This is a genomic window from Streptomyces sp. NPDC093097, from assembly GCF_044754325.1.
Lineage (GTDB): Bacteria > Actinomycetota > Actinomycetes > Streptomycetales > Streptomycetaceae > Streptomyces.
In genome coordinates this window covers 58379-73261 of the sequence record NZ_JBIVOW010000007.1, presented here as the reverse complement: position 1 = coordinate 73261, position 14883 = coordinate 58379, and the positions used below count along the sequence as shown (strand labels likewise).

The following is a 14883-nucleotide window of genomic DNA, read 5'->3' as shown; positions in this document are numbered from 1 at the left end:
CCTCCGCTACATGTGCGTACGCTGCGAGCCGATTACCGCCATGCGACGACGGTGGTTCTCAATGCGGGGTCCGCGAGGATCGCCGGCCAGCTGAACAGGCAGTCGCGTGCCGTGTTCCGGGCGAACAGCCCTTGCTGGTCGGCGAAGTGCGGCGAGCCCGGGTCGATGGACTGCGAGAAGGTCAGCAGCCCCTTGGCCACCGGGCCGTGCTCGGTGAACTGCACCGCCAGCAGCATGCTGGTGCCCGAGTTGACCTGGAAGCCGTCCGAGGGCGGGACCGGTTGCGTCGTGGTCCCCGGCTCCGGGGTGTACTCCACGACGTCAAGCCCGCCGAGCGCATCGGCGCTTCCCGGCATGGGCAGCCGCCTTCCGCCCTTGCTCTCCTGCTGTACGGCGCCGAGCGGGACGTCGAGGGGAAGCCCCAAGGACTCCAACGCGTGCTGGGCGCCCAGGATCGCCGGTCCCAGCACCGCGGGATCCGGGCTCGGGGTGCCGGGGGTGTGCACCGGATCGCGCGGGTCGAACGCCGTGCGGAACAGCGGGCCCACCGCCGTCAGCGCGTCGGGGGCGACGGCCAGCACCTTCGACATGATCTCGCGCCACAGCACGGCTCCTCTGCTCCCGACGGAGAACCGGCCGTCCCAGTCATCGAGGACGTGGCAGGCCTTCGCCGCGGCGACCTGCGCACGGCACACCTCACGCACCGGGCCGAGCAACAGCCGGGAACTCAACGTCTCGTTGGACAGCACCGCGGACATCAGCTCCCGGAGTCCCAGGCGACGCTCACGCCCCTGGCCGGAGTCGGCGAGCAGGAGGGCGTTGAACCGCGCCCTGGCCTCCAGCGCCGTGCGCTGCTCCCCCAGCACGGCGGGAAAGCCTTCCAGAGGGTGGTGCGGATTGGCGATCCATGGGCTGTTGTTGGCGTTGAAGACGTAGTCCCGGCGGGTGAGTTGCGGCCACCTGCTCGGCGGCAGCAGTCCCGGCGCGGCCGCGTCGGGGCTCACCAGCCAGTCCTGCCGGGGATCGCTGCCGTCCAGCAGGCCGATCGGACTCGCCAGCCACGCCCTGGTCGCCACATCGCCCAGATAGGGCGTGCTCGCCGCGTCCCCGTACCAGGCGTTGCCGCAGCGGTCGGTGGCCAGGGTGTTCAGCCATGGCGTGCCGTACCGCGCGTTCGCGGCGGCGACCTCCGCGACGCTGCCGGCCCGCGCCATGTCGAGCCAGAAATCGAGCAGGCGGGTGTTGCCGGCGTTCGCGTCGCGGAAGGCGACGGCGCTGGTGGTACTCCACCCGTAGCCCGGTTCCAGCGAGGAGAGATCGACGATCGGCCCGTAGTCGGTCGACCACAACGTCCGGGTGACCGTGCCGAGTCGGCGGCCGGCGAGCCTGACCTTGACCGACACCGTGGTCGACCGCAGCTGTCGGACGCGGTCACCGCGGCGGTAGCGCGTCGGGTCACCCGCGGTCAACTGGAGCCTGGCGAAGGTGTAACGGGCCCCCGGTGCGACCGTATGGGTCCAGGCGACCTTCTCGTTGAAGCCGATCTGGACTCCCGGCAGGCCGCCGACCCCGGCACCGTAGACGTTCAACTCGCCGGGGACCGTGAGCTGGCACTCCCACAGCTGGAGCTCTCCCTGCCAGGGGAAGTGCGGGTTGGCCAGCAGTGCCCCCCGGCCGGTGGCCGACCGCTCGCCGCCGATCGCCCAGCCGTTGCTGCCCAGCGCCGCATGAGGGGAACCCGGCAATGACGGCCGTACCGAGCCGGCCACGACAGCCGGGGGGACCCGCAGGTTCCGCTGGTGCCGTGGATCAGCGGGACGGACGGCCGGCGGCTGCGCCACGGCGATGGCGGGCAGCACGACCCGGCCGCTGGAGGCGATCGCGAGATCCTGCTCGTAGGCGAGGAGATCCACGGCGGTGAGAGGGGCCACCCAGGGCTGTCCCGCGCACCAGCCATGGACTCCTCGCGGCCCGACCGTGGCCAAGTAGCGGTTGTACCCGGCGGCGTAGCCCTCGATCATGGACCGAGCACGCCCCGACAGCGTGCGAAGTGACTGCCTCGCCCGGTCCACCAGGCGCAGGGCGCGATACCCCAAGTCCGATGCCAGGTAGCGGTCCCCCGGTCCGCGGCCGAACCACCGCGCGCGCTCGCTGCGGACCTTGACCACCTGGTCCGCGAGATCGCACAGCCGATCCTGGGCGTAGGCCCAGCCCTGACCGAACGCCGCACTGCCCAGACTCGCCGCCCGGATGTGCGGGATCCCATAGCTCGTCCGGTATATCTCGGCGCGGTAGCCGACCCCGGTGCCCCCGAGCCGCCGACCGACGACGAACGCCGACGCCGCGCCCCCTTGCGTCCGGGCCGGCGAAAGCACCGGCAACAACCCCGCGAGGACGAACACCACGGCCGGTAGGACCAGTGAGGCTCGACGCCGGAATTCCAGAGAACCAAGGGACACCGACAGGGCCTGACGCCTCCAACAGGCGTATTGGTTCGTCGACATGAAAGCCATTCACCCCCGCCGGCAGCTCGCCCCCGACCGCCCGCATCGGGCTGACAGCAACTTCTACCCACCACCATTCAGGGAGACAAGAGGCCAGTAATGCCTTCCAGCCCCCGCCCTGCCCCCACAAGCAGCCACCGCACAGAACAAATGAACGACACCTGCGGCTGCCAACTCCCCACGAAATGCGGAGACTTGTGGCTACAGAGCAAGTAGCGCCGCCTGAGAAGAGAGCACACGAAGCTTTACCGCGCAGATTTCGAACAGGGTGCAAACACACTCGCTCACCCCCACGATCCGCACCGTCATCCACATTGCCCGAAACCACGCGGTGCCCTCCGGAAGCCTTGGCCCTCGGAGTCGAGAATCGGGTTTATCCGGCTCGAAGAATCACGGTTCGGCGGCGGCTCGATTTCGCCAACACCTCTCGGGCCCATCGACGACACACACGCTACTGACGGATAACCTCTGGGGTAAGAATTCGTCACCACGAAGGAATGCGGCCCGCCGCCCGCAGGACCCGAGGTTGCCGAAATGGCGTCCCCTGCAGAAACGTTCGAGGTCGCGCGAGGGGCGACAGGCAATGCCGCGACACGACAAGGCGGAACCAGCCGCCGGCCCTCCGTCCAGCAGCTGGTTCCGCTCCCTCTCGCCTCTGGATCCGCTCCTTCTCGCAAGGACGCCGAAGACTCCGACACCCGTGCGATCACTCCAAGTCTCGGCGTTTTAAGCCCAGTTGACCGGGATCTCACCCTGGGTCGAAGCACATACAGAGGGCACCACCTACGGCGGCGTCGGGGCGCGATCGGCGAATTCGCCGCAGTCCTCCGGCCCGCGAGATGCCGCACGACTCATTCAAGTCGCCGATGTCGCGAACAGCCTTGGTCAGACCGTCCGTGCCACAGGGGCGCCGGCCGGGGCGGCCGGCGGGTTCGCAGCAGGCGGGACGGGCGGATGGGGAGTGGGAGTCGGGGTGGGGATCGGCTTCGGAGTCGGAGTCCGGTGGGTCGGGACGGACGTCGCACACTGCTTGTCCAGGTTGCTGATGTCGTTCCGGAGCGCCTGGATCGCGGCGCCGCCACGGGGAGTGGTGCTCACGGCGACCTGTGCGGCGCTACGAAGAACCCGCCAGTCCTGTGCGGTGCTTGACCGGCCGGCTTGGGTCAGATGTTGCTTGGTCTGCGCTACCGCCGCATTGCACCTGCTGGAATCGTGCGCCTGGGCGGCCTGCGCCACGGGGGTGACGACGACCAGGGCGCCGAGCGCGACGGCGCTCAGGGTGCCGGCGATGGTGATCCTCTTGGCGGTCTTCATGCGTCCTACCTCTCGCTCTCGGCTGGGTTGAGAAACGGACGTCCGGCTCTTGCTCGGGCCTACATCCCCCAGTGGGCAGATTGCCCCGACGACGCCTCACGCATCGACGCGGACCCGGTCCGGCTGCGGCAGATGACCGGCAACCTGGTCTCCAACGCGATCCGGCACACACCCCGCGGCGGCACGGTGACCCTGCGCTCCCGGGCGGCGGACGGGACCGTGCGGATCGACGTGGCCGACACCGGTGCGGGCATCGCGCCGGACGAACTCCCGCATGTCTTCGACCGTTTCTGGCGCGCCGAGAAGTCCCGCAGCAGACAGACCGGCGGCAGCGGCCTCGGCCTGTCGATCGTGCGCAAACTCGCGGAGACGCATGGCGGCACCGTCACGGCGCGCAGCACTCCGGGCGCAGGCTCCGTCTTCCGGCTCACCCTTCCGCTGCTCCCGGAGACGGGCGACGACGGCTGACGGCGACGGGTCCGGCGGCGCCCACTTTCCTCTCTGCGCGGAACGGGAATCGCGCCGGCCGCGGGCAACCGATCCGTCCGCTCGATCCCCTCTTGGATCCGGCCCCCGCCCCCTCACGCCAAGAACCGACTGGTGCCCCGACTCAGGCTTCCGTATGGGTCGTTGACGCAAGGGGGTGCCGATGCGGCGGTACGCCGGTCAGCCGGCGGGGAGAGGTGGGACCTTCAGGCGGCGGACTGCTGCGCGGCGTCCCAGGCGGCGTAGCCGCCGAGGAGATCGGAGACGTCGGTGAAGCCGTGGTGGCGCAGGAGGCTGGCGGCGATGGAGGAGCGGTGTCCGCCGGCGCAGTGCAGCACCAGTGGGCGGTCGGTGGGGATTTCTGCCAGGCGTCGGGGCAGTTCGTTCAGGGCGATGTGCAGAGAGCCCTCGACGGCCCCCTCGGCCCGCTCACCGCAGGTGCGTACGTCGATCACGAGCGGGGCCCGCTCCTCCGCGAGGGCGGTGCGCAGGTGGTCGACGGTGAGGCGGCTGGCGGGGGGGAGGTCGTCGGCGAAGGCCACCAGTGCGGTCTCGGTGTCGCGCAGATGGCCGGCGACGTGGTCGAAGCCGATGCGGGCGAGGCGGGTGATCACCTCTTCCTCGCGCCCTTCCGGCGCGACGACGAGGATCTCGGCGTCCGGGGTGAGGACCGCGCCGGCCTGTTCGGCGAAGCGGCCGTCGGCGGGGACGTTGAGGGCGCCGCGGAGGTGGCCGGTGGCGAACTCCTGCGGGCTGCGGGCGTCGAGGACGACCGCCCCGGCGTCCCGGCGGGTGCGGAACTCCGCAGCGTCCAGCGGGCGGTGGGATCGCGCCGTGTCGAACAGGGCGCGGTCCTGCCGGTTGAGGGTGGCGTCGTAGCCGAAGTAGCCGGGGGCGGCGGACTGGCCGGCGGTGACCAGGGCGACGAAGTCGTCCTGACTCATCGGCGCGCAGGCGTAGTTGGTGGCACGCTGCGCGCCGATGGTGGACTGCCGCTCCGTGGAGAGGTTCTTTCCGCAGGAGGAGCCGGCGCCGTGTGCGGGGAAGACCCGCACCTCGTCCGGCAGCCCCATGAGCTTGTGCTGGACGCTGTCGTAGAGCATCCGGCCGAGTTCGTCGGCCGTGACACCGGCGGAGGCCAGCAGGTCCGGGCGGCCCACGTCGCCGATGAACAGGGCGTCGCCGGTGAGGACGCCGTAGGGGACCTCGTCCGTGGCGTGTTCGTAGACGAGCACGCTGATGGATTCGGGGGTGTGTCCGGGGGTTTCCATGATCTGGAGGGTGACGTCGCCCAGGCTGATCCGTTCGCCGTCGGCGAGCCCGCGGATGGCGTATTCGGTTTCGGCGCGGCGGCCGTAGCCGATCCAGGCACCGGTGCGTGCGGCCAGTTCCAGGTGCCCGGCCAGGAAGTCCGCGTGGAAATGGGTGTTGATGACGGCCTCGACCGTGAAGCCGTGCGCCTCGGCGTCGGCGACGTACTCGTCGATGTCGCGGCGCGGGTCCACCACCACCGCACGGCCGGTGTTCTCGTCGGCGATCAGGTACGAAGCCTGGGAGAGGCAGTCGAGGTAGTACTGGGTGAAGAACACGTGATCTCTCCTGATTCCAGCGGTTTCGGCCCCCGGGGGCGGGACAGCCGCATCGGCCCGCCACACACCCGGGTAAATACGGGGAGGGGTATCGCTCGCACTTCCCACAATACCCCCCTGGGTATCACCCGCCGAACGGGCCACCCCTACCGCCCGCACGTACCCCCTCCCCCGCCCCACCCGACCCGAGCCGCTCCGGATAGCGACACCGGCGCCGCCGCACCACCACGTCGCACACCGTCACGGAACGCACATCCCGGATGGCAGAAAGTGCTCCCGCCCCCACCGGCAGCACGCCTCGCGACCGTCCGCAGCCACCGAGGCGCACGGACAGCCGCTGCAGCGGGCCCGGGTGTCAGGACTTGCGGGCCCGCCATCGGCCGTCCCCGTCGGCGGGCAACCAGGTGGATCACGACGTCGTCCTCAACGAGGGGGCGTCTCAAGGAGGTTATGCGGTGGGTACGCACGCCGACATCGTCAAGCCGCTGCCGGAGCTGCTCGGGGACCACGCCCGTCGCCTCGGGGACAAGGTCTGTTTCCAGGACCGGCTCAGGGCCGTGACCTACCGGGAGCTGGCCCGGCGGACCGCACGGCTCGCCGGTCACCTGGCCGCTCTCGGCCTGGCGCGCGGTGACCGGGTGGCCGTACTGCTCGGCAACCGCGTCGAGGCGGTGGAGAGCCTGCTCGCCGTCGCCCGGGCGAGCGGCGTGGGCGTGCCGCTGGACCCCGGGAGCCCGGAGGAGGAGCTGGCCCGCCTGCTGGACGGCAGCGGGGCACGGGTGCTCATCACCGACGCCGCCTGCCTGGCGCGACGGCGAGCACTGTCGTTCCGGTCCGGGCTGACCGTGGTGGTGGCCGAAGGCGGCGACGAGGACGGGGCCGGGGGTTCGCCTTCGTCCGCGGATGCCGCGGAGCCGGCGGACGGGGCCGGCGCGGCCGGGGGCCGGGCCGCCGCGGTCGCGGACGGTGTGCTGCGGTACGAGGAGTTGGCGGGTACCGAGCCGCGGAGGCCGGCCCGGGACGATCTCGCACTGGACGACGTGGCCTGGCTGCTCTACACCTCGGGCTCCTCCGGCGTGCCCAAGGGCGTCCTGTCCACCCAGCGCAACCGCCTCTCGCCGGTCGCGACGGGCCTCGTCGGCGTCCTGGGCCTGTCCGAACGGGACCGCGTGCTGTGGCCGTTGCCGCTCCATCACGCGATGAGCCAGGTGGTGTGCGTCCTCGGGGTGACCGCGGTGGGGGCGAGCGCGGTGCTGCTGCCCCGGTTCTCGGTGGCGGGCGTGCTCGGCGAACTGCGGTGTGCAGACGCCCCGTTCACCTTGCTCGGCGGGGTGCCGACCACGTATGCGGCGCTGCTCGACGCGGTCCGGGGCGAGGCGGGCGGTGCGGACGGCGGCGGTCTCGGCGCCCCCGCGCTGCGGGGTTGCGTCAGCGGTGGTGCCGCGGCGGGGCCCGGGTTCCGCGAGTCCTTCGAGGCGATCTGCCAGGTCCCCTATCTGGAGCACTACGGCAGCACGGAGGCGGGCCCGGTCACCATGGCGGCGCCGGGCGAGGCGACGGCGCCCGGGGCGTGCGGCCGGGTGCTGCCCGGCACCCGGGTCCGGGTCGGCGGGGGTCCCGACGGCCGGGACACGGGCGAGGGCGAGTTGTGGGTCGACGGGCCCGGGGTCATGGCCGGTTACCACGGCAGGCCGGAGGCCACCGCCGAGGTGCTGCGCGACGGCTGGTTCCGCACGGGTGACCTGGCCAGGATCGACGCCTCCGGTGAACTGACGATCACCGGCCGGGCCAGTGACCTGATCATCCGGGGCGGGGTGAACGTCCATCCTTCGGAAGTGGAGGCGGTGCTGCGGCGGCTTCCGGGGGTGGCGGACGCCGCCGTGGCCGGACGCCCGCACCCCGCCTTCGGCGAGGTGCCGGTCGGCTACCTGGTCGCCGGGCCCGGCGGCGGCGTGCTGGACAGGGGGCGCATCCTCGCCGCCTGCCGTGCGGAACTGTCCGGCGCCAAGGTGCCGGTCGAGCTGTTCGAGGTGGCGGGCATCCCCCGTACCGGCTCCGGGAAGATCCTGCGGCGGGACCTCGCCGGCCTGCCCGCGCGGGCGCTGGGCGCGGAGGCGACCGGGAAGCCGGCGGAGGACCTGCTGACCCTGGTGCGCAGCGAGGCGGCGGCGGTGCTCGGCTGTGCACCTGAGGCGGTGGAGCCGAGCACCGCACTGCGGGACCTGGGCATGGACTCCGTCACGGCGACGGTGCTGCGGGAGCGGTTGTCGGCGGTGACCGGCCTGCCGCTCTCCGAGGCCGTCGCCTTCGACTTTCCCACGGCCGCCGCGCTCGCCGCCCACCTCGGGGAGCGGAACGCCGCCGCGCCGGCCGCCGCCGGGCCCATGAGCCTCAGTGCGGCCCGGCCGGACGACGATCCCGTGGTGATCGTGGGGATGGCGTGCCGCTACCCCGGGGACGTGGCGTCTCCCGAGGAGCTGTGGCGGCTGGTGGCCGACGGCAGGGACGCCATCGGCCCCTTCCCCACCGACCGGGGCTGGGACACCCGGGCGCTGTACGACCCGGACCCCGGGCGGCCGGGACGGACGTATGTCCGCCAGGGCGGCTTCCTCTCCGGTGCGGACCGCTTCGACCCCGGCTTCTTCGGCATCTCCCCCCGCGAGGCGCTGGCCATGGACCCGCAGCACCGGCTGCTGCTCGAAGTGGCGTGGGAGTCCTTCGAGCACGCCGGTCTCGTCCCCGCCACCCTGCGCGGCTCGGCGACCGGGGTGTACGTCGGGCTGATGTACAGCGACTACGCCCGCCACCTGGCAAGGACGCCCGAGCAGGTCGAGGGGTACCTCGGCCTCGGCAACGCCGGAAGCGTCGCCTCGGGGCGCATCGCCTACACCTTCGGCCTCGAAGGACCGGCCCTGACCGTCGACACGGCGTGCTCCTCGTCCCTGGTGGCCCTGCATCTGGCGGCGCAGGCGCTGCGCCGGGGCGAGTGCGCCTTCGCGTTGGCCGGCGGCGCCACGGTGATGTCGGGGCCCTCGTCGTTCGTGGAGTTCAGTCGCCAGCGGGCGCTGGCACCGGACGGCCGCTGCAAGGCGTTCGGCGCGTCCGCCGACGGCACGGGGTGGGCCGAGGGCGCCGGGATGCTGCTGCTGAGCCGGTTGTCACAGGCGCGCCGCGCCGGACTCCCGGTGCTGGCCGTGGTGCGCGGCTCGGCGGTGAACCAGGACGGGGCGAGCAACGGCCTGACCGCACCGCACGGACCGGCGCAGCAGCGGGTGATCCGGCAGGCGCTCGCGGACGCGGGGCTGGCTCCCGGCGACATCGACGCGGTGGAGGCGCACGGCACCGGCACCCGGCTCGGGGACGTCATCGAGGCGGAGGCCTTCTTCGCGACGTACGGGCGTCAGGAGCGCCAACTCCCCCTGCGGCTGGGCTCGGTGAAGTCCAACATCGGTCACACCCAGGCCGCCGCCGGAGTGGCCGGCGTGATCAAAATGGTGCAGGCGATGCGGTACGGCGTGCTGCCGCGCACGCTGCACGCCGACGAGCCGACGCCCCGGGTCGACTGGTCGCCGGGGCGGATCGCGCTGCTGACCCGGGCGGTGGAGTGGCCCGCGACGGACCGTCGGCGCCGGGCGGGGGTGTCCTCCTTCGGCATCAGCGGCACCAACGCCCATGTGGTGCTCGAAGAGCCGCCGGGCGAGGGGGAGTTCGCGCCGCCTGCCGTGGCCGGCGGCGGGGCCGTCGGCGGCCGCGTCGGGCCCGGGGCGGTGCGGGAGGGTGCGGCACCTCCCGGACGGGCCGCGGTGGCCGTTCCGGTGTCGGCCAGGAGCGCGCCGGGGCTGCGGGCCCAGGCACGACGGCTGCACGACCATGTGGCCGCCGCCCCCGACGCGTCCCTGGTGGACCTCGGGTACGCGCTCGCCACCACACGTGCGGCCTTCGAGCACCGGGCCGTGGTGGTGGCCCGGGACCGCGCCGAACTGCTCGGCTCCCTGCGGGCGTTGGCGGAGGGCGAGACCCGACCCGGAGTGCACACGGGCACGTCCCGCCACCAGGGGCCGCCGGCCCTGCTGTTCACCGGCCAGGGCAGCCAGCGCGCCGGCATGGGCCGTGAACTGTACGCGTCGCGGGATCTGCATCCGGCCTTCGCCCGTTCGCTGGACGAGTGCGCCGCCCTGCTCGATCCGCTGCTGCCGGTGCCCCTGCGGGAGGTCATGTTCGCCGGGCCCGGTACGGAGGCGGGCGCGCTGCTGGCGACGACCCGGTTCGCGCAGCCGGCGCTCTTCGCCCTGGAGACGGCCCTGTTCCGGCAGTTCGAGGCCTGGGGGGTACGCCCCGGGGCGGTGGCCGGGCACTCGGTGGGCGAGGTGAGCGCCGCCCATGTCGCCGGGGTGTTGTCCCTCGCGGACGCCTGCACACTGGTGGCGGCCCGGGGCCGGCTGATGGACGCGCTGCCTGCGGGCGGCGCGATGGCGGCGGTGGCCGCGGGCGCGGACGAGGTGGCCGCCCATCTCGCCGGCACCGGCTGTGCGGTGGAGATCGCCGCGGTCAACGGGCCCGCCTCGGTGGTCGTCTCCGGCGACGAGGCCGCGGTGTCGGAGACCGCCGCGTACTTCCGGAAGCAAGGCCGCTCGGTGACGCCGCTGCGGGTCGGCCATGCCTTCCACTCCGCTCGGATGGAGCCCGTGCTCGCCGACTTCGCGGAGGTGGTCCGGCGGCTGTCCTTCGCCGCGCCGCGGCTGCCGCTGCTCACCGCCGTGGCGGGCCGGGCGGCCACCGACGAGGAGCTGTGCACACCACAGTTCTGGGTGGACCACGTCCGCCGCCCGGTCCGCTTCGCCGATGCGGTGGCGTACCTGCGTGAGCGAGGCACGGCGCACTACGTCGAACTGGGGCCGGACGGAGTGCTCACCGGCCTGGTACGCGAGGGCCTCGCCGCGTCCGGCCCGGACGCGGGCGGCGGCGCGCGGGGCCCGGCACCGCTGGTCCTGCCGACGCTGCGCCGGACGCGGCCGGAAGCGGACGCCCTGCTCGACACGCTGGCCGCGCTGCACGCGCACGGCGTGCCCGTCGGCTGGCGGGCCGTCTTCGCCGGCCGCGGCGGGCGGCGCGTCGCCCTGCCCACGTACGCCTTCCAGCGCCGCCGGTTCTGGCTGGCGGACGCCCCGGGGCGGCCGCCCGAGTCCCCGACGGCCGAACCCGCCCACCCGTTCCTGGAGACGTGCACCCGCACGGCCGACGACGGCGGGTGGCTGCTGAGCGGGGTGCTCTCGGTGCACGACCAGCCATGGCTTGCCGACCATGTGGTGGCCGGTCAGATCCTGCTGCCGGCGACCGCCTTCGTCGAAATGGCCCTGCACGTCGGGGAGTTGGCGGGCGCGGCCGTCCTGGCGGAGCTTGTCCTGACCACGCCGCTGGCCTTGCCCTCGGAAGGCGCCGTCGCCTTGCAGCTGAAGGTGGCGGGGGCGGACGCCGCGGGACGGCGGGCCGTGTTCTTCCACTCCCGGCCGCACACCGCGGCGGGTGAGGAGCCCTGGCTCCGGAACGCCGTCGGCACTCTGGCGCCGGCGCAGCCGCCCGGGGACGGGGAGGCGGCCGCCGCCGGGACCGGCGGTGTGCCCCGGCCGGACACGTCCTGGCCGCCGGCGGCCGCGGTGCCCCTGGGTGCCGACGGGCCGGGGAGGGGACCGTACGAGCAACTGGCCGCCGACGGGCTGCGTTACGGTCCCGCCTTCCAGGGCATGCGCGCCGCCTGGCGGCACGGGGAGGAGTGGTACGCCGACGTCGCGCTGCCCGAAGCGGCCCGAACACCGCGCCCGGAGGCATCCCACCCGGAGTTCGTCCTGCATCCCGCACTGCTCGACGCGGCGCTGCACGCCCTGGCCCTGAACGGCCTCGTCACCGACGGTTCCGGGGCGTCCGGTCCGGCGGCCGGCGGGTTGTCCCTGCCGTTCGCCTTCAGTGACGTGCGCGTGCATGCCCGTGGCGTGCGCCACGTGCGGGCACGGGTGGCCCCCGGGCCCGACGGGCAGACCCAAGTGGAGCTGACCGACGAGACGGGCGCACCGGTGGCGACGATCCGTGCGCTGACGCTCCGGCCCCTGCCGCGTACCGGCTCCGCGACGGCGGACGCAGCCACCGGCCCCCTCCCCGGGGCAGACATTGGCGCTCTCCACCGGACGGACTGGGTGCCGCTGGCCGCGCCGCCCGCATCCGTGGCGATGCCCCGCTGGGCGGTTCTGGGCACGGCGGGCACCCCGCTGGTGGACGCCCTCGCGCCCCCGGGCTCCGACGTCCCGGTGTACCGCGCCCCGGCGGCGTGCGACGCGTCGTCGGCCGTCGTCGTGGCACCGTGCCCGTCGCCCGACACGACCGGCGACGCGCAGGACCAGGCCGCCGAGTTGCTGCGGGCGGCGGACCGGGCGCTGGGGCTCGTGCAGAACTGGCTCGCCGAACCGCACCTGTCCCGCTCCCGTCTCGTCCTGGTGACGTCCGGTGCGGTCACTGCGGCCGACGGCGGCTCCCCCGCGGGCGGTGCCGCCGGTCGCGGGAGTGACGGCCGGTCCGGCGGCGAGACGGCATCCGTCCCGTTGCACACACCGGTGTGGGGACTGGTCCGCTCGGCCCTGCGCGAGAACCCGGACCGCTTCGCCCTGATCGACGTGGACCGACACCCCGACTCCTTCAGCGCGCTGCCCGCCCTGCTGGCCGCCTCGGTGCCGGAGGCAGCCCTGCGCCGGGGGACGGCGTACGTACCGCAACTGGTGCCACTGGCCGAGGCGGCACCGAAGCCGCGCAAGCGACGGCCGCTCGACCCGGAGGGCACCGTCCTGGTCACCGGCGGCACCGGTTCCCTGGGCATGCTGGTGGCGCGGCACCTGGTCGCCGCCCACGGCGTCCGGCACCTGCTGCTCGCCGGCCGACGCGGGCCGGACGCTCCGAGGGCCCGGGAACTCGTCACGGAACTGCGCGAGGCGGGCGCCCAGGTGACCGTTCGGGCCTGTGACGTCGCGGACCGGACCGCGCTCGCCGCCCTGCTCGACGCGGTACCGGCGGCCCACCCGCTGACCGGCGTCGTGCACACCGCGGGGGTGCTGGACGACGGCGTCGTCACGGCGCTCACCACCGACCGCCTGCGGCGGGTGCTGCGCCCCAAGGCGGACGCCGCCCTCGCGCTGCACGAACTGACCCGCGGTCACGACCTGGCCGTGTTCGTGCTGTTCTCCTCGGTGGCGGGCACCTTCGGCTCCGCCGGCCAGGCCAACTACGCCGCGGCCAACTGCGTGTTGGACGCCCTGGCACGCCACCGCGGCCGGCTCGGGCTGCCCGCCACGTCGATCGCCTGGGGTCCCTGGCGGCAGGACGACGGCATGATGGCGCACCTCGGCGACGCGGACCGGCAACGGATGGCCCGTACCGGGTTCGCCCCCCTCGGACCGGAAGAGGGCCTGGCCCTCTTCGACGCCGCCGTGGCCGGTGACGAGCCCGTGGTGGTGGCGGCCTGCCTCGCCCCGGCCGCGCTCCGCGGCGGCGAACCGGCGGCCGACCGGCGCCCAACCCCTGCCGCCGACGCGGGCGTTCATCGCGGGGACCGGCTCGGCCCGGTGCCCGCGGCTGCTTCCCCCGGCGAGCGGGGCGGGGGCCTGCTCACCAACGTCCGGTCCCTGGCGGCCCGCGTCCTGGGCCACGCGGAGGGGGCGAACGAGATCGACGCGGACGCCCTGCTGGCGGACCTGGGGCTGGACTCACTGGCCGCGGTCGAACTGCGCAACGAGCTCGCGGCGTGGACGGGGCTGGCACTGCCCTCCACGCTGCTGTTCGACTTCCCGACGCCGCGCGCGCTCGCCACCGAGCTGACGCGGCGGTACGCCGCCGAGGCTCCTGCGGGCGCCACGTCCGACGGCCCGGCACGGCCCGAGGCCGTCGCCCCTGGGGGCTCCCCGAACCGACCGGCGGACGACGCAGCGGACGACGCAGCGGGCGGCGGTCCGGAAGGCAACCCGAAGGGGGCTCCGGAGGCGGGCCCCGCGCCGGGCGCCCGAAGGCAGACCGCCGACGCCCCGCACACCGGGGAAGCCCCGGACTCCCTGGGCGCGCTCTTCCGCACCGCGTGTGCCCGAGGTCGGAGTTGGGACGGCATGGCGCTCCTCACCGTCGCCGCGCGCCTGCGCCCGGTCTTCGACCGGACCGGGGCGCCCGGTGCGACGCACGAACCCGTCGTGCTCGCGGCGGGCGGCACGGGGGCCGAACTGGTCTGCGCCCCCGCGCTCAGCGCGGTGTCCGGACCGCAGGAGTACGCGCGTCTCGGTGCCGGGCTGCGCGGACTGCGGCCGGTCTCCGCGGTGCGGCACCCGGGGTTCGAGTCCCGAGAGGCGCTGCCCGCCACACTGGATGCCCTCGTCGCCGCCCAGGCCCTCGCCGTCCGCGCCGCCGCGGCCGAAGGCCCCCTGGTGCTGCTGGGGCGGTCGGCCGGCGGCTGGGTGGCCCATGCCGTCGCCGAGCGTCTGGAGTCCGAGGGCGCCGCCCCGGCGGCCGTCGTCCTGGTGGACACCTATCCGCCCGGCCACGGCGACCAGGGTCAGGCGCTCTCCGTGATGACGTCGGACATGCTGCGCCGGGCTGCGGAGTTCGCCTCCGCCAGCCCCCACCGACTCACCGCCATGGCCGGATACTTCGCGCTCTTCAACGGCTGGGAACCCGCGCCGCTCGCCTGTCCCACCCTGTACGTACGAGCCCGGGACCTGCTGCCCGGCGCCGAACCCGCCCCGGACTGGAGCCTGCCGCACGCCGAAGTCACCGTGCCCGGCGACCACTTCACCATGCTGGAGGAACACACCCGCACCACCGCACTCGCCATCCACCAGTGGCTGGGCGGCCACAGCACGGGTCGGCCCCAACCTGCCCCGAGGTGAGGCGAGTTGCCGGCCGGCAGCCACACCGCCGACTGCCGGTCCCGGAAGCGGAGCGGCCCCGCCGCTGTCCGCGAGGGA

At 74.0% G+C, this 14883-nt stretch carries 4 protein-coding genes and 1 pseudogene; 2 read left to right on the top strand and 3 right to left on the bottom strand.

The window, feature by feature from the left end; all coding sequences use genetic code 11:
- Nucleotides 1-32 precede the first annotated feature (32 nt).
- Entirely contained in the window at nucleotides 33-2405 is a 2373-nt protein-coding gene (locus ACIQE0_RS14525; RefSeq protein ID WP_366329068.1) for a penicillin acylase family protein, read from the bottom strand.
- Nucleotides 2406-3389: 984 nt separating this feature from the next.
- Nucleotides 3390-3818 (bottom strand): hypothetical protein, encoded by a 429-nt coding sequence (locus tag ACIQE0_RS14520; protein WP_402331714.1) that lies wholly within the window; start codon nucleotides 3816-3818, stop codon nucleotides 3390-3392.
- Nucleotides 3819-3920: 102 nt separating this feature from the next.
- On the opposite strand from ACIQE0_RS14520, the pseudogene ACIQE0_RS14515 reads away from it, so the two are divergent.
- Nucleotides 3921-4286, top strand: a pseudogene (locus ACIQE0_RS14515) (sensor histidine kinase); the annotation flags it as partial.
- Nucleotides 4287-4510: 224 nt separating this feature from the next.
- Here ACIQE0_RS14515 and ACIQE0_RS14510 read toward each other — a convergent pair.
- On the bottom strand, nucleotides 4511-5893 hold the full coding sequence (locus ACIQE0_RS14510; protein ID WP_402331711.1) for a rhodanese-like domain-containing protein: 1383 nt from the start codon (nucleotides 5891-5893) through the stop codon (nucleotides 4511-4513).
- 455 nt (nucleotides 5894-6348) lie between these two features.
- Between ACIQE0_RS14510 and ACIQE0_RS14505 the strand changes: the two genes are divergently transcribed.
- Entirely contained in the window at nucleotides 6349-14805 is an 8457-nt protein-coding gene (locus ACIQE0_RS14505) for a type I polyketide synthase (RefSeq protein WP_402331708.1), read from the top strand.
- Nucleotides 14806-14883: the final 78 nt, after the last annotated feature.

Excerpts from the sequence above, each read along its gene's own strand:
- ACIQE0_RS14520 (WP_402331714.1), bottom strand. The coding sequence starts at position 3,818 with ATGAAGACCGCCAAGAGGATCACCATCGCCGGCACCCTGAGCGCCGTC.